The organism is Gorillibacterium timonense (genome assembly GCF_001457415.1).
Classification (GTDB): domain Bacteria; phylum Bacillota; class Bacilli; order Paenibacillales; family NBRC-103111; genus Gorillibacterium; species Gorillibacterium timonense.
In genome coordinates this window covers 252,380-278,161 of record NZ_LN881722.1, presented here as the reverse complement: position 1 = coordinate 278,161, position 25,782 = coordinate 252,380, and the positions used below count along the sequence as shown (strand labels likewise).

20 protein-coding genes are annotated in these 25,782 nt (G+C 55.8%); 3 read left to right on the top strand and 17 right to left on the bottom strand.

Annotated features, from left to right (window positions below):
• Window positions 1–730 precede the first annotated feature (730 nt).
• Complete coding sequence (locus BN2684_RS05770) at window positions 731–3,718, top strand: cellulose binding domain-containing protein (protein ID WP_058301218.1); 2,988 nt, start codon at window positions 731–733, stop codon at window positions 3,716–3,718.
• 309 nt (window positions 3,719–4,027) lie between these two features.
• Here the strand turns inward: BN2684_RS05770 and yfcE are convergent, their stop codons facing one another.
• On the bottom strand, window positions 4,028–4,570 hold the full coding sequence (gene yfcE / locus BN2684_RS05765) for a phosphodiesterase (RefSeq protein WP_058301217.1): 543 nt from the start codon (window positions 4,568–4,570) through the stop codon (window positions 4,028–4,030).
• Window positions 4,571–4,839: 269 nt separating this feature from the next.
• Here yfcE and BN2684_RS05760 point away from each other — a divergent pair, with 269 nt between their 5' ends.
• Window positions 4,840–5,649, top strand: coding sequence for a hypothetical protein (locus BN2684_RS05760; protein ID WP_058301216.1), 810 nt, complete (start codon window positions 4,840–4,842; stop codon window positions 5,647–5,649).
• A gap of 62 nt (window positions 5,650–5,711) precedes the next feature.
• On the opposite strand, the gene BN2684_RS05755 is transcribed toward BN2684_RS05760, so the two are convergent.
• From BN2684_RS05755 to BN2684_RS05730, 6 genes are all read right to left on the bottom strand, one after another.
• Window positions 5,712–6,857, bottom strand: a complete 1,146-nt coding sequence (locus tag BN2684_RS05755) for an S-layer homology domain-containing protein (RefSeq protein ID WP_159065766.1) — start codon at window positions 6,855–6,857, stop codon at window positions 5,712–5,714.
• Window positions 6,858–6,994: 137 nt separating this feature from the next.
• A complete protein-coding gene (locus BN2684_RS05750) occupies window positions 6,995–9,322 on the bottom strand; it encodes a PAS domain-containing protein (RefSeq protein WP_058301214.1) in 2,328 nt (775 codons plus the stop codon).
• Window positions 9,323–9,512: 190 nt separating this feature from the next.
• Window positions 9,513–11,534 carry a methyl-accepting chemotaxis protein gene (locus BN2684_RS05745; protein WP_058301213.1) on the bottom strand — a complete coding sequence of 674 codons (2,022 nt, stop codon included), beginning with the start codon at window positions 11,532–11,534 and terminating at the stop codon, window positions 9,513–9,515.
• Between the two features lie 35 nt (window positions 11,535–11,569).
• Entirely contained in the window at window positions 11,570–12,592 is a 1,023-nt protein-coding gene (locus BN2684_RS05740) for an HD-GYP domain-containing protein (RefSeq protein WP_058301212.1), read from the bottom strand.
• Between the two features lie 251 nt (window positions 12,593–12,843).
• A complete protein-coding gene (locus tag BN2684_RS05735) occupies window positions 12,844–13,941 on the bottom strand; it encodes a S8 family peptidase (RefSeq protein ID WP_082651780.1) in 1,098 nt (365 codons plus the stop codon).
• A 487-nt stretch (window positions 13,942–14,428) separates the two neighbouring features.
• Window positions 14,429–15,196, bottom strand: coding sequence for a sugar phosphate isomerase/epimerase family protein (locus BN2684_RS05730; protein WP_058301584.1), 768 nt, complete (start codon window positions 15,194–15,196; stop codon window positions 14,429–14,431).
• A gap of 245 nt (window positions 15,197–15,441) precedes the next feature.
• On the opposite strand from BN2684_RS05730, the gene BN2684_RS05725 reads away from it, so the two are divergent.
• Window positions 15,442–15,900: a cupin domain-containing protein gene (locus tag BN2684_RS05725; RefSeq protein WP_058301210.1), complete on the top strand. Its 459-nt coding sequence runs from the start codon at window positions 15,442–15,444 to the stop codon at window positions 15,898–15,900.
• A 196-nt stretch (window positions 15,901–16,096) separates the two neighbouring features.
• On the opposite strand, the gene BN2684_RS05720 is transcribed toward BN2684_RS05725, so the two are convergent.
• From BN2684_RS05720 to BN2684_RS05680, 10 genes are all read right to left on the bottom strand, one after another.
• The gene (locus BN2684_RS05720) at window positions 16,097–16,618 is read right to left on the bottom strand and encodes a hypothetical protein (protein WP_058301209.1); all 522 of its coding nucleotides are present in this window, start codon (window positions 16,616–16,618) and stop codon (window positions 16,097–16,099) included.
• 120 nt (window positions 16,619–16,738) lie between these two features.
• Window positions 16,739–17,464, bottom strand: a complete 726-nt coding sequence (locus BN2684_RS05715; protein WP_058301208.1) for a hypothetical protein — start codon at window positions 17,462–17,464, stop codon at window positions 16,739–16,741.
• Between the two features lie 29 nt (window positions 17,465–17,493).
• On the bottom strand, window positions 17,494–18,237 hold the full coding sequence (locus BN2684_RS05710) for a hypothetical protein (protein ID WP_058301207.1): 744 nt from the start codon (window positions 18,235–18,237) through the stop codon (window positions 17,494–17,496).
• Window positions 18,238–18,285: 48 nt separating this feature from the next.
• Complete coding sequence (locus BN2684_RS05705; RefSeq protein WP_058301206.1) at window positions 18,286–19,539, bottom strand: SPFH domain-containing protein; 1,254 nt, start codon at window positions 19,537–19,539, stop codon at window positions 18,286–18,288.
• Between the two features lie 413 nt (window positions 19,540–19,952).
• Window positions 19,953–21,128, bottom strand: a complete 1,176-nt coding sequence (locus BN2684_RS05700) for a DegT/DnrJ/EryC1/StrS family aminotransferase (protein ID WP_058301205.1) — start codon at window positions 21,126–21,128, stop codon at window positions 19,953–19,955.
• Window positions 21,121–21,828 carry an HAD family hydrolase gene (locus tag BN2684_RS05695; protein ID WP_058301204.1) on the bottom strand — a complete coding sequence of 236 codons (708 nt, stop codon included), beginning with the start codon at window positions 21,826–21,828 and terminating at the stop codon, window positions 21,121–21,123. The genes BN2684_RS05700 and BN2684_RS05695 overlap by 8 nt, the downstream gene beginning before the upstream one ends.
• Window positions 21,829–21,833: 5 nt before the next feature.
• On the bottom strand, window positions 21,834–22,799 hold the full coding sequence (locus BN2684_RS05690) for an ATP-grasp domain-containing protein (RefSeq protein ID WP_058301203.1): 966 nt from the start codon (window positions 22,797–22,799) through the stop codon (window positions 21,834–21,836).
• Window positions 22,800–22,947: 148 nt separating this feature from the next.
• Entirely contained in the window at window positions 22,948–23,097 is a 150-nt protein-coding gene (locus BN2684_RS24440; RefSeq protein WP_159065765.1) for a hypothetical protein, read from the bottom strand.
• Between the two features lie 30 nt (window positions 23,098–23,127).
• Window positions 23,128–24,177 (bottom strand): UDP-glucose 4-epimerase GalE, encoded by a 1,050-nt coding sequence (galE, locus tag BN2684_RS05685; RefSeq protein ID WP_058301202.1) that lies wholly within the window; start codon window positions 24,175–24,177, stop codon window positions 23,128–23,130.
• Window positions 24,177–25,736: a lipopolysaccharide biosynthesis protein gene (locus BN2684_RS05680; RefSeq protein WP_058301201.1), complete on the bottom strand. Its 1,560-nt coding sequence runs from the start codon at window positions 25,734–25,736 to the stop codon at window positions 24,177–24,179. The genes galE and BN2684_RS05680 overlap by 1 nt, the downstream gene beginning before the upstream one ends.
• Window positions 25,737–25,782: the final 46 nt, after the last annotated feature.

Below are 25,782 nucleotides of genomic sequence, written 5' to 3'. Positions count from 1 at the left end.
AGATGTCTACGGAAGGTGGTGTTCCTCCTTTCGGCAAATTTTTACACGAACTGGAATGGAAGATAGCATCACTTACCCACTTTCCGCTCGTATCAAACAGGTCTTTTGGACTTTTCTTAAGAAAAAGCTAGTGAGTCCAACAGGACAGCGGCGCAATTTCCATTATCGTCGGGCGATGTTTGCTCCGATGTGCACGCCTCGCGAACAGTTGCATCCGTTTTTCGGCACTCTGTTTCTTGGGAGAGGACAAAATTCCAACATTAGGTAAAATAGCTGTTTACAAATTGGAAATTGATTGCTAGTATGGACATGAAAGCGTTATCGGTAACCCTTCTTTTGAACTCCGACCGCCTTTTTTAAGAACGAGAAATGTATGCGCTTTCTAAAAGGCGTTTGGTGTTCGATTCCGGAGTCCTCCTGCCCCGCAGCCATCAGCTATCCGGGATAGGCGTTACCCTATTGCTACGGCTTGTCCGTATCCTTAAGCGCTTGTACCCGATGCAGCTGATGATGGGGAGTGATGCGAAGAAGCACGCAGTCCAGGCTAGTGTTTCGTCCATTTGGAGCGTGTCTTCAAACTCGAATTCAGGATTCAACTGGGAAGAGACCGCCTGATGAAAGGGAAAACCGTTCTAGCTCAAGCAATTTTTTTCGTACTTGGGCCATACCAGGGGTTTGAAGACACGCTCTAGTTGAAAACCGAATCACACCTTACAGAGGAGGAGAATTCATGGTACGTAATAAAAACCGAAAACCCGTCGCCCTCTTGCTTCTCGCAGCGGCCCTGATCGGAACCTCATTCTCTCAGCTAGTTCCAGCCGCACAAGCAGCTCCAAGCGAAGCTTATACTTGGAATAACGCCAACACCGGAGCGGGAGGCGGCTTCATCCCCGGCATCATCTTCAACGAATCCGAACGGGATCTGATCTATGCCCGGACCGACATGGGCGGCGCTTACCGCTGGAATCCGACCGATAGCAGTTGGACCCAGCTCACCAACTTTGTCGGCTGGGAGGACTGGAACAAGAACGGCATCGATGCCCTCGCCACCGATCCGGTCGAAACCAACCGTCTCTATCTGCTGACCGGCATGTATACCAATGATTGGGACAAGAAGAACGGTCAGGTGCTCATCTCCACCGACAAGGGGAATTCGTTCGTCTCCTCCCCGCTGCCGTTTAAAGTCGGCGGGAACATGCCGGGTCGTTCCATGGGAGAACGCCTGGTCATCGACCCAAACAAGAACAACATCTTGTATCTGGGCGCCCGCAGCGGCAACGGTCTGTGGAAGAGCGTCAATTACGGGCAAACCTGGAGCAAGGTCACCAGCTTCCCGAATCCGGGCACGTATATTCCTGTCCCAGGAGATTCGTACCAAGGCGACATCATGGGGATCTCCTGGATCACCTTTGACAAATCGACCGGCTCTGCAGGAAATGGCAGCCAGACGATCTATGTCGGGGTTGCCGATCTCACGAACAATATTTTCCGCAGTACGGACGGCGGCGCCACCTGGCAGGCGATCCCCGGACAGCCGACGGGCTTCCTTCCCCATCACGGCGTGCTTGGCTCGAACGGCACGTTGTACGTCAATTACAGCAACGATGTCGGCCCCTACGGCGGCAGCAAAGGCCAAGTATGGAAGCTGAACACCGCTACCGGAGCTTGGACGAACATTAGCCCCGTTAACTCCAATAGCGAAGACAATTGGTTTGGATACGGCGGACTCGCTGTCGATCCTCAGCATCCGAACACCGTGATGGTTTCGTCCATGAACGCCTGGTGGCCGGATGAGAAGATGTACCGCAGCACGGACGGCGGCGCCACCTGGACCCCGATCTGGGATTGGAACGGCTACCCGAACCGCTCGTTCCGCTACACCTTGGACATATCGGCAGCTCCTTGGCTCGATTTCGCCACCAATCCTTCTCCGCCTGAGATTTCGCCCAAGCTCGGCTGGATGATCGGCGGCATCTCCATCGACCCGTTCAATTCCGACCGCATGATGTACGGCACCGGAGCCACCCTCTATGGCACCAATAACCTGACCGCCTGGGACAATGGCGGCAAGATCAAAATATCGGTCATGGCCAAAGGAATCGAGGAAGCAGCCGTCGCCTCGCTTCTCAGCACTCCGATCGGCCCTCACGTCATCAGCGGCGTATTCGATGTGAGCGGCTTCCGGCACGATGACCTCACGAAGGTTCCGGCGAAGATGCTCGTCAACCCGAAGAGCACGGCCAGCATGGATTACGCCGAGCTTGATCCGGCCTTTATCGTCCGTGTCGGGACCTATGACAGCAATTATCCGAGCCAGATTCTCTTTGGGCTCTCCCGGGACAGCGCGGCGAACTGGTACACGCCGAACAGCCAACCCACGACGAAGAAAGGCGGAGGCACGGTAGCCATGGCCGCCGATGGAAGCTCGATCGTGTGGTCGCTTGCCGACGCGGGAGTCTATTACACGAAGTCGAGTGGGAACTCCTGGACGGCCGCCACAGGCCTGCCTATCGGGGCGAAGGTCGCTTCGGACCGGGTAAACAAAACCAAATTCTACGCCATCGGCGACGGCAAGTTCTATATCAGTACGGACGGTGGAGCTACCTTTGCCCCGACAACCGCTACCGGCTTGCCGAATACCGGCGATCTGAAAGCAGTAGCCGGCATCGAGGGCGATATTTGGCTCGCCGGAGGCAACGAGGAGACCGTGTACGGGCTCTGGCATTCCACTAATTCCGGCGCCAGCTTCACCAAGCTCACCAATGTACAGGAAGCCGATGTCATCGGATTCGGCAAGGCGGCTCCTGGCCAAAGCTACAAGGCTCTATACACCAGCGCAAAGATCGACGGAGTGCGAGGCATCTTCCGCTCCATTGACGGCGGAGCAAGCTGGGTGCGCATCAACGACGATCAGCATCAATACGGCGTGACCAATTCCGCCATCACCGGCGATCCGAAAGTGTTCGGCCGCGTCTATGTAGGCACGAACGGCCATGGCATCGTCTACGGCGACCCGGTCAACCCGACGCCTACGCCGACCGCTACGCCAACGGCGACACCGACAGCTACACCGACTGCAACTCCAACCGCTACGCCAACTGCAACTCCAACCGCCACACCAACCGCCACACCAACGGCTACGCCGACTGCAACTCCAACCGCCACACCAACGGCTACGCCGACTGTAACTCCGACGGCCACACCGACGGCTACGCCAACTGCAACTCCAACCGCTACGCCAACTGCGACACCGACGACGTCTCCCGGCGCCATCAAGGTTCAGATGTTCAACGGTACCTTGAGCGCGACCTCCAACACTCTGAGCCCGCGGATCAAATTGACGAACACAGGAACGACCGCCATCACTCTCTCAACCGTCAAAATCCACTATTACTACACCATCAACGGTGAGAAAGCCCAAAACTTCTTTGTGGACTGGTCGTCTGCGGGAACCGCAAATGTCACCGGAACGTTCGTGAAGATGGCGACCTCCAAGCCAACGGCAGACACGTATGCCGAAATCGGCTTCACAAGCGCGGCGGGAACTCTTGCCGCCGGGCAGAGCGTAGAGATCCAGATCCGGATGTCCAAGACGGATTGGAGCAATTATTCTCAGTCGGATGACTATTCCTTCAACTCCACAGCTACCGCCTATACGGACAGTGCGCTCACACCTGGATATGTCTCCGGGGCCTTGACGTGGGGATCGGAGCCTTGACCGGTAACCGGATTATTTAGCAAGAAACACCGCTTCAATTCAAGCAAGTTCCTAGTACGCTGTCAGCCCTCATCGTGTGGATATGAATCGGCGTCAACATTCCACTTGACTCAGCGCCCCCGCTGCGAATGAAAACGGAAGGTTCCGGTCGATAGCCGGACCTTTCGTTTTTCATTATGCCTGACAAAAAAGACTCAAAACCGCAACACCGCCTCGAAAGGCGTGTTCGGTAATGAGCCTCACAGGTAACACGTATCCAGCATTCTTTGATAATAGGCCAATCCATCCGACGGCCCGCCACTCCTTCGCTTACCAGGAAATTTCCTTCACCGTATCTCCAGCAAAGCTATTTACTTGAAAACGGCTCCCTGCCATCAGTCCGTAGGACCGGGGGAAGTTTTCCTTGGGCAGTGACACGGACCCGGGGTTAAGCACGATGATATCGCCCCGCTTCTCGGCAACCGGCACATGGGTATGCCCCTGAATGAACAGGTCGCCCGCCGCGAGGCTGGGAAGGTCGTCGATGTGATGGTGATGTCCATGCGTCGCGAAGATTCGCCGTCCCTCATAGAACAGCATGGCGTACTCCGCGAGCATAGGGAACTCGATCAACATCTGATCGACCTCGGAGTCGCAATTGCCGCGGACGGCAACGATCCGGCTCTTGTAGGCATTCAGCCGGTCGGCCACATCCTTCGGGCGGTATTCCTCCGGCAGCGGATTTCTCGGCCCGTGGTACATCAAGTCTCCGAGAATAACGAGAGCATCCGCCTGCTCCTGCTCAAAGGCTTCAAGCGCCTGATTCAGGCAGCTGAGCGAACCGTGTATATCGGACATAAAAAACAGCTTCATGGCCTTATCCTCCACTCCTTTTTTCTTCAGTATAGCAAGATCCGGAGGGCTCGTCTCCCTTTCCCGGTCTCGATCTAATCGGCTCGTTCCGCGTCGCTTGACACCTTCCTTCATTCGGGGTATAGTCACATCAAACGAGCGACACTTACGAAGGAAGCACCCGTAAGAAATGGCCGATAAGGCCTTTCTTGCGGGTGCTTTTCGTTTGGGTTCGGCCCGTCGTCGTTCGTTGATGGAATCCATCTGGATAAGGAGGGAATGTAAAGTCCATGAAACGCACACTGTTATGCGTCCTCATCGCCGCATTCGCGATGAGCGGCGCGCCCAAGTCCGCCGAAGCTGTCGCCGAGCTGACGCCCACGGTGCAAGCGGCCTTCGAGAAGCTGGCGGCGGGAGCCGACCCGCAGACCGCCGGCAAGCTCCGCTCCCGGTACAAGGAATATGCGCAAGAGCAGGAGAAGGAACGGGCGGCGGATGGGGAGATCAAGGCTGTGCGCAGCAAGGCCGACGAGGCGAGGCTCTCCGTCAACAAACGGATGAAGGAGTGGGACGCCGAGAAGCTGGCCCGGCTGGAGAAGCAGGCCAAGGAGCTCAAGGAGAAGCGGCAGCCTCTCTTCGACTCCTACACCCGGCTGAACCAGCAGCTGAGCCTGGCCAAATCGCTCAAGAGCAAGCCGGCCATCGCCCTGGCGCAAGCTCAGGTGGACGCGCTGAAAATACCAGTTCAGCTCGCCCGCGAAGAAATCCGCCGCAAGGATAAGGAATGGAAGGATGCGAAGGACGCGAGAACCGCACATCTCAAAAAAGTGAGAGCCGTGCTCGCGGAGACGGAACCGCTTGGGCTGAAGCTCAAAAACGAACGAAGCTCCGCGACAGCCGCAGGCAAGATCGTCACGGCCGAGATGAAGGTCTTCTCCGCCGCCGTGAGAAAAGCCGATGGATCGGGAGCCCTCGCTTCGTTAAACCGCCTCGTTCCGGCTGCCCGGGACACGGTGAGCATCAAGAGCCGCATCCTGGAGCTGGAACGCAAGAAAGCGGCCGTCATCGAACGGGCAAGCGCCTTGCTGCCCGCCCAGTAGGTTCGGGGCGGATCAGATTCATGAACACAGGCAGGGATCATATCCCTGCCTGTGTTCATGGTTTATGAGGCCTCTACTGCTATTGAGGATTCGGCTGCAAGCGGCTTTAAGGTATCCAGCACCGCCCGAAAAACCGGATAGGTCCAAGTCTCCGATTGCCAGAGCTTGATGGACACTTCATAGAGCTCTCCCTCAGATTCCAGCACTCCCGCAAACGTCAAGGTGGAGGAATCCTTCGCTTGCAGAAGGAAGCTTGCCCCGGGTATAGCGTAAGGACTATCCGCTTTCAACTCTACCGTCTCACTTTGGGGATATTCCTTACTCAATCGCTCTGAAGCGGCTTTTTTCAACTGAGTCAGATCGGACTTGCTTGCGACCTTCTTAAGAGAGAGCGTGGAATGCGGGATCTCTACAGTAGTCAGAACGGTTTGCCCTGCATCTGCCGACTCCATCTCCAAGCGTTCGGGCACATACAGGTAGAATCCGTCCCCCTCCCGATAAGTGGCCATCTCCTTCTCGTCATGGCCGCCGAAGTCGTAAGTCAGCTCCTTCGTCCCTTCCGGCTTGCCGGATTCCGCCTTCATGCTCTCCACGAATTGAATCGCGCCAACCAGCATCTTGGCCGCTTCGCTGCGGGTGATGATCCGCTTCGGGTCAAAGCTTCCATCCTTCAGCTCGGCTATTTTCAAAATCAACAGCTTCTGAATGGCATCCATGCTGGCGCGATCGACTTCATCCTCATCCTTCAGCATCATCCAGATTTCCGGATAAGCATAATCGCCGGTCGTCGAGATGGCTTCCATCAGCCGCTTGGCATATTCTTCGCGGGTCATCGCCACCTTCGGGTCCAAATCCGTTGACAGCGACAGCCCGTTCAGCTTGGCAATGAGAAAAGAGCGGGAGTACCAAACTCCCTCGGGAATCTTCGAAAAATAGTCCTCCACCTTCATGCTAGTCTTGATCAGCAGGGTATTCATGTTAAGCCCCAAGCCCTTCACCAGCAGGTGTATGCCCGCAGCGTTCGTCAGCGGCTCTCCGGGAGCATAGCTGCCTCCCCCAATCCCGTTCACGATGCCTGCTTTTTCCAGTGCGAGAATTTCCTTTTCCGCCGGATCGCCTGCCGTATCAGTAAAGGCTCTGCCAATTCCCGGAAGGACGGCAAGGCTGACGAGACAAAAGGCCAGTACGGCCGCAAGCCTGGTTCGCATTAGGATCAATCCCTTTCCCTGTTGAGTGAGATTCATCCTCCTGACGTCCCCTTAAGCCGCAGGGTTGCACGAATTCGAAAAAGAACGGCTCCCTCGCAGATTAGAACGGAGATCCAACCCTCACTCAACATGTGCACCTATTCCCCAGCGAGCAGCTTACGGCTTGTCCAATCATCATCCCGAAAAGGAAAAAGCTGTCCTTCGATTCGTTTATAGGGCAGCTTGATGCGAAACTCGGTGCCTCCGTCGTCGGGACGATGCGCATCGATGTCGCCGCCCATGAGCCGCACCAGCTTTTTGCAAATGGCAAGCCCCAAGCCCGTGCCCCCATACTTGCGGTTGATCGCAGGATGCAGCTGGGAAAACGATTGAAACAAGTACTGCCGCTTGCCTTCCGGGATTCCGATTCCGGTATCGCGCACGTAGAGCTCCAGCAGGAAGTCCGAGCCGCTCGGACAGCCCTCCAGGGACATCCCCACCCATATTCCGCCCGCCTCCGTAAACTTCACCGCATTGCTGACGAGATTGAGGACCACCTGGCGCAGCTTGCCTTCATCTCCGTAGAGCGCATGCGGCACAGACCCATCCATTTCCAGGCGTAATTCTAGCTTCTTCTCGCGGGCCCGACCGGAGAATAAGTCAACGACGCTCTCCAATACGTCATGCGGATCGAAAAGCTCGCAGGCGAGCGTCATCTGTCCCGCTTCCATTTTGCTGAAATCCAGGATGTCGTTCAGGATATGCAAAAGCGCATCCGCGCTCTGTTCGATTATCTGCGTATAGGCGCGCTGTTCCTCCGTCAGCTCCGTTTCCGCTAGCAGGCTGTTCATTCCGATGATCCCGTTCATCGGCGTGCGGATCTCGTGGCTCATGATCGCGATGAACTCCGATTTGGCTTGGTCCGCTCTTTCGGCGGATTCCTTCGCCCGGTAAATCTCCCGCTCGCTGGTCATGTCGCGGAAGACGACGACGGCCCCTTTGCGCTTGCCGTTGTCGATGATCGGAGTGGCCTGATACTCGGCGATGAAGCTTGTACCGTCCTGCTTCCACAGGATAACCTCCTGTCGTTCAGGACGCTCACCGTACACGATGGCTCGGTATAGCGGCGAATCCAGCGCCCCGTACGGAGTGCCGTCCGTACCCGCCTGATGCATGAAGGAAAGATGCGGCTGCGAGATGACGCCGTCCGCCTGAATGCCGAGCATGGCGGCTCCGACCGGATTGAGGAAGGTTACTTTGCCTTCCAGATCAACCCCGAAGATGCCTTCGGAAACCGCGTTGAGGATGAGGGTGTAATCATAGCTCAGCTGCTCGATCTCGTCTAGGTACCGCTTCGTTTCGCTGACATCGCGGGCGATGGCATTGATCTCCTGCACGCTGCCGTCAACGCCAAAGACAAAACGACTGGAAGTCTCCAGCCATATATAGCTGCCATCCTTGCGGCGAAACCGGTACATGATCGACCTGCGTCCTTGTGTCACCAGATTATTGTTCATGTGGCTCAACACCCGCGGCAAATCCTCCGGGTGCACGAGTGACAAGGAAGGAACTCCGATCAGCTCCTCCGGGGAATAACCAAGGAGAGGCAGACTGGCGGGAGAAGCATAGAGGAAGGGCGCTCCCTCCTCCATGCTGTGCCGAGAGATGAGATCCTGCGCATTTTCCGATAGCAGCCGGTAGTTGTCGGCATTCGCCCGCAGCTGCTCCTCCAGAACAATGCGCTCGGAGACATCGCGCCCGACGGTCAATACCCGATCTGCACGACTGCCCTTGTCCCGAAGGGGATGAGCGGATGTTTCCATCCAAATGTAACGCCCGTCCTTGTGCTTTACCCGGCGAAGGAAGACTTTGCCGCTCTCCTCCCGGTCCTCCTGAAGCAGCATAGTGGAGGATTCGTCCGCATGATAGAATTCCGTCCGCTTGTGCCCGATCATCTCCTCGGGCTCGTACCCAAGCATCGCCTTCACCGAGGGAGAGACAAATTCAAGGAGCCCGGCCGTCGTGCTGATGGAGAACAGATAAGGAGAACGGCCGCCGTCCATGATGAGCCCCAGGAAATCGTCGCGCCTGCACCGCTCTTCCTCCATCTGTTTTTGTGCCGTCACGTCCTCCGCCTGAACCACTAGAACCTCCGAGGATAAGCCGAGTGTCGCACAGATCGACAACCACACCGCCCCCTCGTCTTTCTTCCGCATACGAAGGATCGTTCGATACTCGTCGTCCCCTGTAGACCGCAGGTGGCTTGCGATGCGCCCCGGGTCGCCCTTCTCCCGTTCCTCTGGGACAAGCAGGTCCGACCAGGCCGTGCTTCCAAGCTCCGTCTTTTCATATCCGATAAGTCGGCAAAAAGCGGGATTTAACCGGACCCAGCTTCCGTTCGCTGCCGACAAAACCGCGATCCCGTGCAGTCCGCGCTCAAAAAGATGGTCCAGCATCCATGTGTCGATCTGCGAGTGATGAGGCACCTGAGTCCTCCTTTCCAAGCGCGCGTTTTTTACTAGTATACGATATTTAGAGTTCGGCTTCTTCTCATTTTTCTCGAATTTTGTAAAAAAAGCGATCCTCGGCAAAGGCTGCCGAAGATCGCTTGTTCAACAAGTGGATGGATTTATACGGGACAACTATGCTAGAAACCCGCCGCCTCTTCCTGGGCAATTAGACGCGGAACCGCTCGGTCATCGCTCGAAGCTCTTCCGCCATCTTGCCGAGGGAAGCGGCCGACGAAGCGATTTCTTCCATGGAGGCCAATTGCTCCTCCGTAGCGGCGGATACCGTATGGGTTCCTTCTACCGTATCGGCAGCGAGTTTCTGAACGGTTGCTATCGATTGGGACAGCTCCGCCATCTGTTTCGCGAGCTGATCAATCAGCTTGGACATCCCCCCGAGATCATCCGATACCTCGTGCACCGAGGAATAGATCTCGTGGAACCGGGAGCCGGCTTGCTCGACGGAGAGAAGGCCCGCTGCCACTTTCTTCTGAGCGGATTCCATCGAACCGGATACTTCCCGGGTATCGGTCTGAATATCGGCGATGAGCCCGGCTATCCGGCTACCCGATTCCGACGATTGATCCGCAAGCTTGCGGACCTCTCCGGCTACCACCGCAAACCCCCGACCGTGTTCTCCGGCCCGGGCCGCCTCGATGGCCGCGTTGAGGGCCAGCAGATTGGTTTGAGCCGAAATCTCGGCCATGATCTCCACAATCCGACCGATTTCCTCGGAACGCTCGCCCTGCCGCTGCAAAGCTCCGGCCAGCTCCTGAACGGAAGCGTCAACGGCGACGATCTGCTCGACGGCGGTCTCCATCGCAACCTTCCCTTCGAGGGATTGGCCGGCGGTCACGTTCATCGCTTCCGTTACGCGTTCCATCCGCACAGATGCCTCCTGGGCATCCTGGGACATCGTGCGGGCGGCTGCGGCGCCTTCGTCCACATGGCGAAGCTGCTTGTCCGTTCCGGCTGCAACTCCCTGTATGACCGTCGCGATCTGCTCCGTCGCCTTCTCCGTCTGCTCAGCTCCGGCCGTAAGCTCCTGGGCGGAGGATGCCACATGGCCTGCGCTCAGTCCCACTTCTCGAATCAAATGACGCAAATGATCGGACATCGTATTGAAGCCTTTGGCCAGATCTCCCAGCTCATTGGCAGGATAGACATCGATCTTGTCCGTCAAATCGCCTTGGCGAATACGCTCAACAGCCTTGTGAATCCGCCGGAGGGGCCTCATGATCGTGAGAAGGAAGAAGACGACCAGCGCACTGGCAAGCAAAATGATGATGATGCTGACGATAGCGGTCGTCTTGATGATCGGGAAGACGGCTTCATCGATCTCCTTTTGCGGATACGCTCCTGCGAGCTTCCAACCGGTGAGCTCGTTCGTGACGAAGGCAACCATCACCTTCTCGTCTCCCTTGCCTATCTTCGTGCGGCCTGCATCATCGGCAAAGAGCGAATCCATGTCCTTCCCGGCAACCTCCGAGCCGTTCTCCAGGGAAGGATGGGTGATGACATGCCTCTCTTGATCGAGAATGAACGCATACCCTTTTTTGCCGAACGACACGGTTCGGGCAATGCTGGTGATTCGGTCGAGGCTGAGATCAATCCCGACAACCCCCGAGTTGTCCGAAAGCGTCTGAGCGATGGTCACGACCATGGCGTCGGTTCCGTCCGCTGTCTTATAAGGCGAAGTGATGACGACCTTCCCCTTCGCAGCGACCGCGTCCTTGTACCAAGGGCGGGTGCGCGGATCAAAATCCTTCGGCAGGGTGGCCGAAGGGGCCAGTATCATGCCGCCCTGCTCCGTCCCCACATACACACTGGCGACTTCCGGATGGAGCGAGGCGTAGGAAAACAGGCTCTTCGTAATCTCTGCCGGCTTCTCCGATTTGTTGAACAGCGCCGACATCGTGGAAACCTGCTTGAGCTTCTGATCGATGGCATCGTTCAATACCGAATTCAGCATCGCGACATTCTCGTCGATGGTCTTCTGGACTTCATTATGTAAGCTGGTTTTCGCGCTCCTGTAGGAGATTTGACCGATCACGATCGCGGGAATGAGCAGAACAATGGCGAATACAACAATCAGTTGGGTCTTAAGAGAACGGCTTAATCTGCGGCGGAAGCGGGCGGCTTCCGGTTTCTTTTTGTCTCCCGTTTTCAAGTCCGTTTTTTTGGATGTCATATGGTTTCCCTCTATCTCCAGCAATCCTCTGTTCTCTAGATGGCCAGTTTGATGATTTTGGTTTGATGGAATGGACCAAGCTCTCGGTATTCGGCATTTATTTTGACAATAGGCGACAAAATTCGATAGGGCGGTACGTAGACGATTTCGCCTTCCTCCCCGCTGCTTAACTGCACCTTGCTGCCGGTGTAGCAGGAGGGCATGCGCACAAGAAACGTGTTCAGCACAAAAGGATCGAATTGAGAAAGACCGGTTGAAGCAAACATCTCGAAGGCTTCAAAGGGATTGACGGCCTTTTTATAGATTCGGTCTGTCGTCATCGAGTCGAATACATCGGCGACCGCAACGATGCGGGACAGAATTCCAACTTGACCCAGCGGAGTTTGCGTAGGATAGCCTTGTCCATCCAAACGCTCGTGGTGGAGAAGAGCCGCCTCCCGTACCTCTTGCGATAAATTCGGAATTTGAGCGAGCAGGTTGTAGCCGAGCAAGGGATGCTGCTTGATCATGGTGAACTCTTTGTCCGTCAAGCGCCCCGGCTTGTTTAAGATCGAATCGGGAATCAACAATTTGCCAACATCATGCAAAAGGCCGGCCTGAACCGCTTTCCGGCAATCATGACGCGACAATCCAAGCCACTTGGCAATGATCAGGCTGTAGAAGGCTACATTCACACTGTGAGCATAGGTGTACTCGTCCTTGACGCGCACATCGCTCAGGCAGGCAGCAACGCTGGAAGGTTGATCCAGGTAGGGAACCAAACGACCTGCGATCTTGTCCACTTCCGAGACGTCCATTCGCTCTCCTGCGATCAATCGCTTGAAGATCCCGTTGATCTTTTCGATCCCCTTCGTATATTCCCTCATCAGAGAAGAGGAAGATTCGATTTGCTGCAAAATGTTGACTTCCTCAATCCGATGCTCGGACAGTCTCTCTATGATATACTCATTGATTAGGCTGTTGCGGGTAATGAGAAGCACACCATTCGACAAAAATACATCCTGCGCTAAAATGTCTCCTTTTTGGCAATCGGCAACAAATACTTTTTTCCCTTTCATTACTATCACCTTTACGTCCCGTCAAACAATGCGGATCAACCTCGGTGTAGAGAACAGCACGCTATCCTTATCCTATATTTTCTAACCTGTATAAGAGAATAAGAGAAGCGGCATTATTCGTCAATAATTGTATGAAAGTGTCGAAAGATAGACAAAAATATTAGCAACGCTTTCATTTTTTGCCAAAAGACCAGCTTGCAGGGTTGCCCGCCCTGAAGCTGGTCTTTTTGAAGAGGAAGGACACCTCCGGTTTATCCGGTTTTGGCGCCCTGCACGGCCTTCCCGGCGTTCACCCGTCCGTATTTCCAGGAGGAACCCGATCCTGTTATCCGATCGGCCGTCCCCTGAATCCGTGTGCGAATGCTTGATCGCGACAAGCCTTGGGAGGCGAGCAGCCCCGCCACTCCGCTGACATGGGGAGCCGCCATCGACGTTCCGCTGAGCATTCGGTAGCTTCCCGAGGTGTACGTGGATAAGATCTCCACACCCGGAGCCGCCACGCTGACCCATTTGCCGTAATTGGAAAAGGTCGCCTTCCGGCTGTTTCGGTCCAAGGCGGCCACAGCGATCACCTCGGGAAATGCCGCCGGGTAGCAGAGGACCGTATTGCCGTCGTTGCCTGCCGCTCCGATCAGCACGACCCCTTTCTTGCGCGCATAGCGGATGGCATCCGCCTCAAGCTTGGAGCGAATGGGTCCGGTGAAGCTCATGTTGATCACGCGGGCTCCTCGATCTACCGCATAGTGAATGCCCTGCACGATGTGATGCGTGGTGCCGGTACCGGCCGCATTCAGCACCTTGACCGGAAGAATGCGGCAGTTTGGGGCCATCCCGGCGATGCCGACCCGATTATTCGTTGCCGCAGCCGCTATGCCGGCCACATGGGTGCCGTGTCCGTTGTCATCGTCCGCATTCGTGGTATTGCTCACGAAGTTGTATCCGGCCAGCAGCTTGCTCTTCAAATCAGGGTGGTTCCGCTGGACGCCGGTATCCAAGATCGCAATGATGATCTTTTTTTTTCCGACAGTTCGGTTCCATGCCGTAGGCGCTTGGATGGCTTGAGGGCCGTACTGCTGACGATACAATGGATCATTCGGGCTATAGGAAGCATGACGGTAGTAGTTCGGTTCGACATACTCCACTCCGGCCTGCTTTTTATAGCGATCAAGCGCCTTCGTCAGGCTTCCTTTCACCTCGATGATGTCGTAGCCCAGCTTATTGTTGCAGCAGATGAGCCGATCCCCATGCTTGTGGCACGCTGATGCTACCGAGATCCGCGATACGCCATGCCGGTATTTCACAATGACATGATAGGGGGCGTGGGCCGTCCATTTAGATTTGGCGGAAATGGGACTCTCCTCCTCGTCCTTCTAGGTAAGGTAACGGATTGCGATCCGATCCCATCATCTTATGAGGAGGCTGTACGGGAAGCACGGGCGGTTAAACCGTGTCCTGGCAATTATGTGTTTACCCGCGAGGAAAGACGCCGCTTCGGATCTTCCGTGCTGCACCATCCGGCTTCTCCATCAGAGCGAGTCTTTACACAGACAAGAGACTGCTCCTCGCGAATACATCCGCAAGCAAGCAGTCTCTCGATCTTCTCGGAGCGTGTCTTCGAACTCGAATATCAGCCGATTTTGCTCAAGAGGGGATGCTGGATGAGGCAAAATCCATTCGCCTTCTCCCCACATCTGTTCGCAACTCGGCTACCTCATGAGTTTGAAGACACGCTCTAGTACGCTGTCAACCTTAATCGTGTGGATACGAAGCGGCGTCCATCGGTATGGGAAGTGGTGCGGAGTCCACAGTTTTTGAGTTGACAGCGTACTAGTTATATTAAAGCACACCGTTCTCCTTGAAAAAATCCAGGCAAAGCTTGGCGCTCTCCAGGGAGGAGTTAGAGAATTCCTCCTGCTCCACGATGAAATAGCGGATTCCGGCTTGCTCCGCGACGCCGAGGACGCTCTTCAGGTCGACGACGCCTGTTCCCACTTCCGTGTCGCGCGTGCCCTCGCCAAAATCCTTGAAATGCGCAAGCGGCACCCGGCCCGCATAACGGTTCACGTAATCAACCGGAACCTGTCCGCCCATATGCACCCAGCCGAGATCGAATTCGGCGACCAGGTATTCCGCCGGCACAAGCTCCAGCAGGTGATCCATCACGGGCTTGCCTTCCACGAGCTTGAATTCAAATTCATGGTTGTGGTACCCGTACTTCAGTCCGGCTTCGACAACCTGGCGTCCGGCGCTTTCCAGAATCGATGCCAGCTTCTTGACGTCTTCCATCGTCGGCTGTTCAGGCAGCGGAGCCCAAGGCGTTATGATATATTCCATGCCGAGTTCTTTGGCATAAGCGATTTCTTTGGCCAAATTAGCCGAAATCTTGTCCGGTTCCTCAAAGCTGAGGCCGATGTGAGCCGAAGGCGCTTTCAAGCCCAGCTCGTCGAGCAGAGCGCGAAGCTCCTTGGCAGGTGTACCGAAATACCCCGCGAATTCGACTGCCTTGTATCCCAGATCCGCCACTTTGCGAAGGGTTCCGATAAAGTCCTTTTCCGTCATATCCCGCAGGGTGTACATTTGCAGCCCCACTATCGGTTTCGTCACGTGATCCACCATCCCTTATGCTTATTCGATTTTGCTCTTCCCTTATTGATTATACCCGCGACAGCGAGAAAAACTATTTCGGCTTTTGGGACTTTCTTTTGTGATTTTGGCATTCGGCTGCAAGAATGCTTCCGTTCCCTCACGGTCTTTCCGCCGCCCGGTTCCTTATTGGGCCAAAAAAGGATATGATAAAAAGAAAAAAAGCCGTGTCGAAAGACGACGGCTGTGAAGGAGACTCCCCACCTATGACTGCCCCATTATCTCCCTTAGTTGATCTGCTCAAGCTTCGCCCCCATGTAGAAGGTGGCTGGTTTACTGAATGCTGGCGAACCCATCAAGAGATTCCGCAGAGTGTGCTCGGTCCGGACTATTCCGGAGCGAGAGCCGCCGCTACAGGAGTCCACTTTCTTCTGCATCCGGGAGAAGTCTCCAATTGGCATCTGGTTTTATCGGACGAGCTGTGGATTTGGCAATCCGGAAGCCCGATTCGGTTGACCCTTGGAGGCGCCGGAGAACTTCCCAGCGAGGGGGAATCCATTCTGCTCGGCATGGATGTGGCCGCAGGACAATCTCCCGTGGTGCTTGTTCCCGCAGGCGTTTGGCAGACGGCCAAGCCGCAGGGGGATGAACCTTCCTTCGTCACCTGCATCGTCGCTCCCGGCTTCGAATATGACGATTTCCGCCTGGAGCCGAAAGCGGAATAAGCAACGAGAGAGCATGTCTACAGAGAAATCGGAGCCGAGCGAAGGAAGGAGAAGTTGTCCCAAGACCGACTTTTAAATCCAAAACGCATCTGCAGATGGTCATTTCAAGTGTTTTGGATTTAACGGAGGGTGGGGACAACTCTCCTTCTGGAGCATGGCTCCGCGGTTCACCCCGTTTAAGATACGCTCTAGAGGGTTAGCTTAAATGGTCCAGCTGGCGGTCAAGCCCGTTCTCGACGGCGTATTCGAAATCCTCAATATCCACCACAATCACCGGAATGCCCTGCTCCAAGATGCGATCAACCAGTTCGAACTGGTCCGTCAGCAGCAGGGCTTTTTCCCGTGCAGCCGCCAAGATCAGCTCTGTGTCGATTTCGTTCACTTCTTCGCCGTATTCCGCATCCTCCACGGTATTCAACACGGCCACGGTGACATGATCCGCCAAAGGAAGCGCGGCCGTCTTGCGCCAAGGCACGAGAAGAGCATTCTGGATCTGTTTCGAAAAAAACGGCAGTTCAAAAAATTCGATCAAGCGCTTAATGGTTTCGCGCAGTTCCTCGGGATCGAGGTCGGCCACAATCGGTTCCGGATCCTCCAAATATTCGTAGAGATCGGCGATCGTCGAAGCGGGCACGAGGAATTCCACCGGCTTCTCGGGAACCAACAAATTCCCATAGACCGCCAGCATGACGGCCTCGGTTACAAAGCGGATTGGCATGACAGAATCGATTCCTTTTTTTTGCTTCCATCCTATCACTGCACGAGGGGTAACGCAAACCTCTCAGCCGCCAATAACATTCAGATGATGGCGCGGGCAGGGATTCGAATGCTATATGACCTACGCATTTTTCTTCGCTTGGGCGTACGTCACAGCCGAACCGCAATACGGACAAGACTTGGATTCATTCGGCTGGAGCAAGGTTCCGTAGCCGCAGCCGGGACACTCCACAACAAGCGGCTGGAGAGCAGGCGTCTCCTCCTGCGGAGAAAAATAAGAAGCTACTGCATTCACCGCTTGAGTCAAGGACCCGGATAGATCGCCAAAATTAAAGTTAACGCCGAGCACCGAATCAAACCCTGGGGTCACCTTAACAACCGTCATGGATTCGGATAATACCGCGTACCCCGGCAATAGCCCGAGGAGCTGCATCCTCCGAAGATCATTTAGGGCAAGCTTTGTGCGAAGACCCATATGCTGGGCGATTTCATTCACCGATCTGCTGCTTGATCCAAATACAAACGCTTGATAGCGGCCATATCGTTCTTCCAATTTGCGAACTTTCCGATTACCTATTGTCCAGCAGATAAGCGCCGGAATGAGGAGAACCACACTGATGGCGAAAACATGCCCCATGCGAAATTCAGTTCCCAATCTTGAAATGGAATAAATCATCATATAGACGAAGAAAACGAAGATGGAATTTCCGAGCAGCTTCCAGTCCTTCGTCTTTTGAAAGCTCAGGTTTCGATGCAAAAAGATCCGCCATAAAAAAAGCAGCGGGAAGAACGGAATGAAGAAAAAGAAAATCCATCCTCTTAATCGCGTTTTATCGTCGTTGTACACGAGCACATCTCTCCTTAACGGGCTTCATGCTATTTTAGCGCGAGCAGATCCTGGTTCCGCTTGATCAGGTCGGCTGTAATGTCTTGAGCAAACCTCCATGCAAGATCCCGGTTTCCCTCTCCATTATCCTGGTTGAGAGAGCGCACACACTGCTCCAGTTGGGTAACCTGCCAGTGCAGATTGTCCTCCGATCCGGCCAAAGAGGGATGCGAGTAAGGATCGCTGTACGTGAAACGTTCGGATAACTCCCTCACTTTGGTGAGGAGATCCATTTCATCAGGGGCTTTCCGGTCTTCCAGTATCCGCAAAGAGGAAAGCAAGCTTCTCTGCATCTGCCGGATCTGTTCGGTTTGGAAACTCCGATCCGCCCTCTCTTCAGCGACCTTCTTTTGGAAGGCCACCGCGATCAGATACAAGGCTGCATATAGCCCCAAGACGATAAGCTGAAGGGTCAGGTAGCGGGCGAATGCCAGCTCGCTCTCCCACCCGAATAGGAAGGCCACAACAAGAATCGCGGCAAAATAGCAGCCCGTAAGAACGATTCGCGGCAGATAGGCGGGGACCAGGCTCGGAGAAGTCTGCTCTTGTCGAAACAAGCCGCGAACGAGTCGAATGAAGGCCAGCTCCGTACCCGCCAAGAGGAGAAAGGTGAGCCACCCGTGCCCGGAATGAAATCCTTGCTGATCGATAAGCAGGAACAACCCGAATGTCGCCAAAACCACTACTGCCGACAGCAAGATGAACAGCAAATTCGAGTATTCTCTTCTCTTCATACATCCACCCCTTTCAATCGCAGCGCTTGCCCCGGGCAGCTAACCGAGTCACTCTCCAAGTCCATGCCCGCATTTGCGGCAAAATTTGTCGTCGGCTTGGACAGGCTCTTCACATGAGGGACAGTTGGTTATGAGCAAGCCCTGGCAATTCGAACAATAAACGGCGGAAGAGTCGTTATCGAAGCCGCATTGAGGGCAAGCCCGATATTCGTCTCCGCATTCCGGACAAAACTTCGATCCTATCGGAATCTGTTTCCCACAGCTATTGCATGTCGCTATCGCCTGAGAACCGGTCTTAGGAGCAGCCGAACCCGAAGAGCCGGGAAGGTCCTCCGGGAGGAGCGACTTTCCGCATTTGCGACAGAAAGTCGAATCTTTCTCATTCGCCGTACGGCAATAAGGGCAAGCGACGGGAGTGGACGCGATCTGCATATGCCCCGCCATCTCACCGGTCATACGCGCCACATTGCCGGCCATCTGCTGTCCGATCCCTAGTCCGACGATGGTGTCCACCATGCCCGAGCCTCCATGCATCGTCTTGGCTCCCTCCTCCAGCGTGGAGAAGCTGCGTTCCTGCTGATAGGAGTAGCCGATAATATTCATCTCCGCTTTCTTGGCGAGAGCTTCCTTCAGCCGATTGGTGCTCGCATCATCGTCGGGAAGGTTGATCGAATCGATGGTGAAATTAAACAGCCGCAGTCCATGCTCCTGAAAGACCGGCCGAACGTTTTCCTCCAAGGTTCGAGCGATTTCGGATGCGTAAGCATGGATGTCGAACACGCTGATCCTCTTGCTGACCAAATAACCGGTGATGATTTCCTTAATATTCATCATCAGAATTCCGCGAAAATACTGCAAAAGAGCATCCTGGGTAAATTCCGCGAGAGTCCCGACCAATTTGTGCAGAAATTTACGCGTATCCTCCACCTGCACCCCGAATTGACCGAAGGCACGAACCGCCACAAAGGTCTGATACTTCGGCTCCTGCAGCTGAATGGGAGTCGGGGTTCCCCATTTTACATCCAGCCGATTCAACTTGTTTACATACCAAACCTCTGCTGTAAAAGGCGAACTGCCGCCAAACGGTAAATTGACGAGAGAAGAAAGGATCGGGATATTTTCGGTCTTCAGCGTATGTCTGCCGGGGCCGAACAAATCCAGAGCCTCTCCGCCTTTGACAAGCAAAGCCTCCTGCGATTGATTGACAATCAATTGAGTCCAGCGACCGAGTTCGGCATTTGGATATTTCCAAACCAATACGTCTGGAGCACCATCGTATTTGAGTACACGGATCAACGGCATCTCATCACTCCTATTCAAGGGGAAGTCTCTTCCTTCGGGAAGCTTGTCCCCGCATACTTTTTTCGTTTCCTAATACGGTTCATTTTTCCGCAAGTTTCCACCCTTCACCCTATTCCATGTCGAACGTTGCTTTTCCTTCCCCTAGTGCGCTGTCAACTCAAAAAAGATGGATTCCGCACCCCTTCTCATACCGATTGACGCCGCTTCGTATACACACGATTAAGGTCGACAGCGTACTGGGAGTAGAAAAAATGGCGGCACCCAGAAGAACTCTCCGTTACAGGCACTCGGCAACGCAAAAAAGCCCCTGCCCAAAACGGGCAGGGGTTTCGGGAAAACGATGTGCTAGAACGGGAAAACCATGTACAGGAACGGGGGAACCCATGTATCTCAGCGGCTTACAGGCTCGCTCGTCAAGCGGAGACCGCAATGCCCTGCTTCCATTCCTCCCGAACGCAGGAGATCACGCGGGCCTGCTCTTCTTCGGTCAGAGAGGACCCGGAGGGCAGGCAGATCCCTTCGGCGAAAAGCTTCTCACAAAAGCTCTCGCCCGGAGCATGCGCGTAATAGGCGGTTCCGTCAAACAGCGGCTGCAGGTGCAGCGGCTTCCATACCGGACGCGCCTCAATGTTGCTCTCGGCAAAAGCCTGCAAGAGGGCGGGAACGGCGACTCCCGATTCCTTGGGATTCACGGTCATGACCGAGAGCCAGCGGTTGGAGCGGCTGCCTGCCGGCTCCGGCATGAAGGAGATGCCGGGAAGATCGCCCAGCTCGCTCTCATAGGCGGCGAAGATGAGCCTTCTCGCCCGGACGCGTTCCTCCAACACCTCCAGCTGCGCACGCCCGATGCCGGCGAGCACATTGCTCATGCGGTAATTATAGCCGAGCTCGCTGTGCTGGTAATGGGGAGCCGGATCGCGAGCCTGGGTGGCCAGGAACCGCGCCTTTTCCAGCGCTCCGGTATCGTCCGAGACGAGCATGCCGCCGCCGGAAGTCGTGATGATCTTGTTGCCGTTGAAGGAGTAGATGCCGAATTTGCCGAAGGTTCCGCTCGCTCTCCCGTTGTAGGAGGAGCCGAGCGATTCCGCCGCATCCTCGATGATCGGCACTCCATACCGGTCGCACAGAGCTGTCAGCTCCTCCATCTTGGCGCTCTGCCCGTACAGGTTGACTACGATAACCGCCTTCGGCAGACGGCCGATCCGGTCCGCTTCCTCCAGCGCCCGGCTGAGCGCAGCCGGAGACATGTTCCAGGTATCCGGCTCCGAATCGATGAAGACGGGCTCCGCTCCTTCGTAGCGGATCGGGTTCGCGCTGGCGATGAACGTAAAGCTGGAGCAGAAGACCCGGTCGCCGGGTCCGGCATCGAGCAGCCGCAAAGCGAGATGGATCGCGGCCGTTCCAGAAGATACCGCCGCGGCTCCACGCGTTCCGACCTCGGCCGCGAGCTCCCGCTCGAACGCATCGACATTCGGGCCGAGCGGGGCGATCCAATTGGTATCGAAGGCATCCTGAATGTACTTCAGCTCTCTGCCGCTCATATGCGGCGGAGAAAGGAATATTCGCTTGGCAGGCAACGGGTTAGGCATACAATCCCTCCATTCGAAATAACGGCCTTAAGACCGGGATATCCCGCAGCTCCTGCAAGCGGGCAATGCGGTAATGAGCTTCGTGATCGGGGGTATACCGGCTTCCGGAATAGACGCCCTCTCCCCGATCGATATGAACCGTCATCCAGCCGAGCCGGTTGGCGGTGATAAAGTCCTTGGCCGGGTTGTCCCCGATATACAGACAGCGGGAGTGAGGCGCCTGCAGCATATGGCTCACGGCTTCATAGGGAACCGGGCTAGGCTTCCAGTTGTCGCGACCGAACAAGTCGGTCAGAATGACCGCTTCCATGCGGTCGCGAAGGGATAGCGCTTGAACCTTGCGCTCCTGCGTCTCCAAATACCCGTCGGTGATGAGCCCCAGCTTGACCCGGCCCTCCAGCCGGCTGAGCGCCCATTCCGCATCGGGAAGCAGCTGGATGTCAGGCCGGTGCTCCCGGTAGCAGGCCACGCAATCGGCGATCACCCCGTCGTCGTAGGGCACTCCGAGAACGTCTAGCGACCGGTTGAAGATCCGACTCTTATCCGAGCTATGGTAAAAGGCGACAGCCGTTTCGAAAAAGCGCTCCGTCCCGGTGCGTCCCTTCAGCCACTCGCCCACCGCGCGGAATCCGCTCATCGCGTATTCCCGCTCCGAAATCAGCGTATCGTCCAAATCGAAGATGACCGCGTCGATACCCATGAGGCTCACCCGCAAAAAACAGCATCATCGTACCGATACATGCTGAGGCTGTCCTTCCAGGAATAATCGGGCTCCCCCAGCTCCTCGCCCCGGCACATCCGAATCGTCCACAGCGGCAGATCGGCCCCAGCCGCGATGGACAGCGGAACACCGCCGCCGAAGCGCGGATTGATTTCGATGAAGGTGATGTCCCCGTTCTCCTGCTTAAAGCATTGCAGGGTGATGCAGCCGACCGCCCCCGGCAGGCATTCCGCCACATTTCGAGCGGCTTCGATGATGGCTGGATCCTTGCGGGTGACGCCCTTGCTCACCTCGCCCGCTCTCGTCTCGATTCGGAGTCGAGGCACGATGGTCTTGACGGCTCCCGAGAAGTCGACGAATACGTCTATCGTATATTCCTCGCCGCGCACCAGCTCCTGCACCATGGCTCCCGGTATGTACTCCTTGAAGAAATCGAGCTCCCGCTCGTTTCTCACCAAGGTGACCCCTTGGCCCGAGCTGCCGTTCTTTGGCTTGACCATGAGCGGAAATGAATGCTCTCCCCTCTTCACCTCTTCCGCTGTATAGACGCGCGGAGTGGCGATGTCGTGGGAGCGAAAAAATTGATACGTATTCGTCTTGTCGAAGGCGATCTCATTCAGGAGAGGGCTCGACAGCACGAGGCGGACGCCCTCGCTCTCAAAGCGATGCCGGTTCTCGGCCAGCAGCGTCAGCTCCGTGTCGATGAGCGGAATGAGCGCATGAATCCGCTCCTCCCGGCACACCTCGATCAGCCTGTCGACATAAGCCGGGTCCGTCACGCGCGGGACAAGATAATGCTTGTCGCTGTAAAACGCCGTTGGAGCCGTCGCCTTAAGATCGGCGGTGATGCCCCGGCCGGCGAAGCCGTACCGGCGGTAAGCTTCATTGAACTCCCGGATCAGCGACACCCGCCGGCCCGAGCTGGTAAAGAGCAAGTTCGTTTCATCCATATGCTTTAGCCCCCCTTTTCAACTACCGTTCTCCTGGTACGCTGTCAGCTAAAAAACCGTGGTCTCCGCACAACTTCCCATACCAATTGACGCCGATTTTATCCACTCGATTAAGGCTGACAGCGTACTGGCGGTTTGACAACGCGCCCTATTCGAGCCGGGTCGAATTCATAATCTGCCGCTTCAGTTCCTCGATCGCTTCCCGGACGCCCCAATCATGCGATTCCTCGCCCTTGCGGCTAACATCCAGCATGATGGTCAACAAATCATCCTGCGACAGCTTGCCTAAATCGTACATCTCTCGATCCCCCTCGAATGTGTACATGTTCTATAGTCGGCCGGAGCCCGCCGCCAGCGCGGACGCCGATCGTTCAAAGCCGCTCGGGTTCTGCGACTGCCAGCGCCAGGAGTCCTCGCACATCTCGGCGATGCCTCGCGCGGCCGTCCAGCCGAGCTCGGCTTCGGCTTTCGCGGTATCCGCGTAACAGAGAGCGATATCTCCCGGTCTCCGCTCGGCGAGGACATAGGGGACTACGCGGCCAGACGCCTTCTGAAAAGCCTCGATCAGCTCCAGCACGCTGAAGCCCCGCCCTGTGCCGAGGTTGTAGGCGGCAGTCCCCGCGGCAGTCGCCGTCTTCTCCAGCGCGCGCAGATGCCCGATCGCCAGATCGGTCACATGGATGTAGTCGCGCACGCCGGTTCCATCCGGCGTCGGATAGTCGCTGCCGAACACCTTCAAGAGAGGCAGCTTGCCCACCGCCACCTGCGTGATGTACGGCATCAGGTTGTTCGGGATGCCGTTCGGATTCTCGCCGATGCGGCCGCTCTTGTGGGCGCCGACCGGGTTGAAATAGCGCAATAACGCGATGCTCCAGCGCGAATCGGTGAGGCTGAGATCGCGAAGCATCTCCTCGATCATCTGCTTCGTCCGCCCATAAGGGTTCGTTGCCCCCACCGGTGCGCTCTCGGGAATCGGCGCGCTCTCCGGCATCCCGTAGACCGTTGCGGAGGAGCTGAACACGAGCCGGTAGACGCCGTGCTCCTTCATCGCGTCGCACAGATTCAAGGTGCCGGTAATGTTGTTGTGGTAATAGCGCAAAGGCATTCCGACCGATTCCCCAACCGCCTTCAGTCCGGCAAAGTGCAGGACGGCATCGATCGACTGCTCGGCAAACACCCGGTTCAAGGCTTCTTTGTCCAGCAGGTCCACGTTGTAGCGGGGAAACGTTCTTCCCGTCAGCTCCTCCACTCGATGAAGAGCCTCCGGATGGCTGTTCGAGTAATTATCCACCACCACAATGTCATAGCCGGCATCCAGAAGCTCCACACAGGTATGGCTGCCGATATAACCAGCACCGCCCGTCACGAGAATAGCCATCAGCGGATTCCCTCCAATCGTTCGATTTGCTCGATTCTTCTCCGAATCGGCAGCTTGGCAAGCAGATTCTTGCCGACGCCAAGCAGGTATTTGAATTCCTGAGAACGGTAGAATGCACTCAAGTAGATTAGGTTGACGGCCGCAAAGCAGACGATCGCTTTGACGATGACATGGAGCCAGCTTTCGGAGGGCAGAACGTCGGCAAGGAAATACACCACGGCAAGCGCAGCCACTCCTACGGCCGAATACCTCAGATAGCGCAAGTAATAATGGCGTACCGGTCGAAGGAACACTTTTTTGTAGACGAGGTGCGGAGTGTACCAGAAAGGAACGGCTAAGCTGCCGATCAAGCTGCCGAGAAACACGCCCGCGATGCCCATCCATTGAACGAGCACGAGCGCGGCCGCCAGGTTGACACCCGCTTGGATGAGGGGAGCGAATCGATCCTCATGAAAGATCCCCGCTGTTGTCTTCACGGTCGAAATCGAATTGCGCATTCCCCGTTCGAAAAAGACGAGCAGCATCAGCACGAGCGCTCCATGCCCCATCAGGAACTTCGGGCCGATCCAGACGGTGATGAAGGGATCAATCAGCACGTAGAGCAGGATGGCGAACAGGGAGTACAGCCAGAAGTTGACCAGCATCGTCGCGTTGTAGACGGAATACACCTTGTCGGTCGATTCCTTTGCCACGAGATTGCCGACGCTGTGGTACATATTGTTGAAGACTTGGTTCACGAACGTGCGGCTGATGTCGATCAGCATTTTATAGTTGGAATAGAGCCCCACTGCCGCCAAGCTGACAAAAGAAGAAATGATCAAGCTGTCCGCACCGAACACGAAGTAACCGCCTATGTTTTGCAGCACGATCGCCTTGACGTTGCGGATGATCGAGTGCCTCGTATCGGGATCAAGCTTGCCCGTGACGGGGTTCTTGAGGAACGGATATTTCCGGTCCACCATGCGGCTCAGGAACAGCGAGGTCGAGAGGGTCAGCAAGCAATCGACGACTAGGAACAGGATGTAATTATGCGTGTAATACAGAATGGCGATCTTCAAGCTCGTGGACAGGATAGATGAAACCGAGTAGGCAGCAGTCACCACATACGACTTCTGGTTGACATTCAGGAAGGACAGCTTGCTTTGAAACAGGTACGGCGCCACGGTGTTGATGAGAAAGATGCCGAAGATCAGATAGAGATGATCAACCTGGGCATCCTTGACGAAAAAGCCGAGGAAGGGCATGAACGAGAGCCCGAGCAGCCCGACGACAAGCGCGATGACCAGATACGCCTTGCGGTACAGCTTCATCAGCACGTTGATCTGTTCCTGATCGTTCTCGGCTACGGGCTTATACAGGTTGTAGATGATGCTGGCCCCGATGCCCGCTTCCGCGAGCGACAGCATAGCGAGAATGCTCGTGAACAGCCCGTTCACGCCCAGGTACTCGATGCCGAGCGTCGCGATGAAGACGCTTCGGGAGATGAAGCTGAGCGCCGTAATAATCAGCTGATTGCCGATGCCCGCGAAGATGTTGATCATTGTGTTCTTTATTCTCATGACGCGCCTCTTCCCGGCTAACGTTCATGAAAACGGGCGCATCGGC

What these genes read in the sequence shown, in the direction of transcription:
- BN2684_RS05705 (WP_058301206.1), bottom strand. Translation starts at nt 19,539, where the DNA reads ATGCCGTTGATCCGTGTACTCAAATACGATGGTGCTCCAGACGTATTG.
- BN2684_RS05710 (WP_058301207.1), bottom strand. Translation starts at nt 18,237, where the DNA reads ATGAAGAGAAGAGAATACTCGAATTTGCTGTTCATCTTGCTGTCGGCA.
- BN2684_RS05755 (WP_159065766.1), bottom strand. Translation starts at nt 6,857, where the DNA reads ATGCGAACCAGGCTTGCGGCCGTACTGGCCTTTTGTCTCGTCAGCCTT.
- BN2684_RS05760 (WP_058301216.1), top strand. Translation starts at nt 4,840, where the DNA reads ATGAAACGCACACTGTTATGCGTCCTCATCGCCGCATTCGCGATGAGC.
- BN2684_RS05690 (WP_058301203.1), bottom strand. Translation starts at nt 22,799, where the DNA reads ATGGATGAAACGAACTTGCTCTTTACCAGCTCGGGCCGGCGGGTGTCG.
- BN2684_RS05700 (WP_058301205.1), bottom strand. Translation starts at nt 21,128, where the DNA reads ATGCCTAACCCGTTGCCTGCCAAGCGAATATTCCTTTCTCCGCCGCAT.
- yfcE (WP_058301217.1), bottom strand. Translation starts at nt 4,570, where the DNA reads ATGAAGCTGTTTTTTATGTCCGATATACACGGTTCGCTCAGCTGCCTG.
- BN2684_RS05695 (WP_058301204.1), bottom strand. Translation starts at nt 21,828, where the DNA reads ATGGGTATCGACGCGGTCATCTTCGATTTGGACGATACGCTGATTTCG.
- BN2684_RS24440 (WP_159065765.1), bottom strand. Translation starts at nt 23,097, where the DNA reads ATGTACGATTTAGGCAAGCTGTCGCAGGATGATTTGTTGACCATCATG.
- BN2684_RS05720 (WP_058301209.1), bottom strand. Translation starts at nt 16,618, where the DNA reads ATGCCAATCCGCTTTGTAACCGAGGCCGTCATGCTGGCGGTCTATGGG.
- BN2684_RS05725 (WP_058301210.1), top strand. Translation starts at nt 15,442, where the DNA reads ATGACTGCCCCATTATCTCCCTTAGTTGATCTGCTCAAGCTTCGCCCC.
- galE (WP_058301202.1), bottom strand. Translation starts at nt 24,177, where the DNA reads ATGGCTATTCTCGTGACGGGCGGTGCTGGTTATATCGGCAGCCATACC.
- BN2684_RS05770 (WP_058301218.1), top strand. Translation starts at nt 731, where the DNA reads ATGGTACGTAATAAAAACCGAAAACCCGTCGCCCTCTTGCTTCTCGCA.
- BN2684_RS05745 (WP_058301213.1), bottom strand. Translation starts at nt 11,534, where the DNA reads ATGACATCCAAAAAAACGGACTTGAAAACGGGAGACAAAAAGAAACCG.
- BN2684_RS05680 (WP_058301201.1), bottom strand. Translation starts at nt 25,736, where the DNA reads ATGAGAATAAAGAACACAATGATCAACATCTTCGCGGGCATCGGCAAT.
- BN2684_RS05740 (WP_058301212.1), bottom strand. Translation starts at nt 12,592, where the DNA reads ATGAAAGGGAAAAAAGTATTTGTTGCCGATTGCCAAAAAGGAGACATT.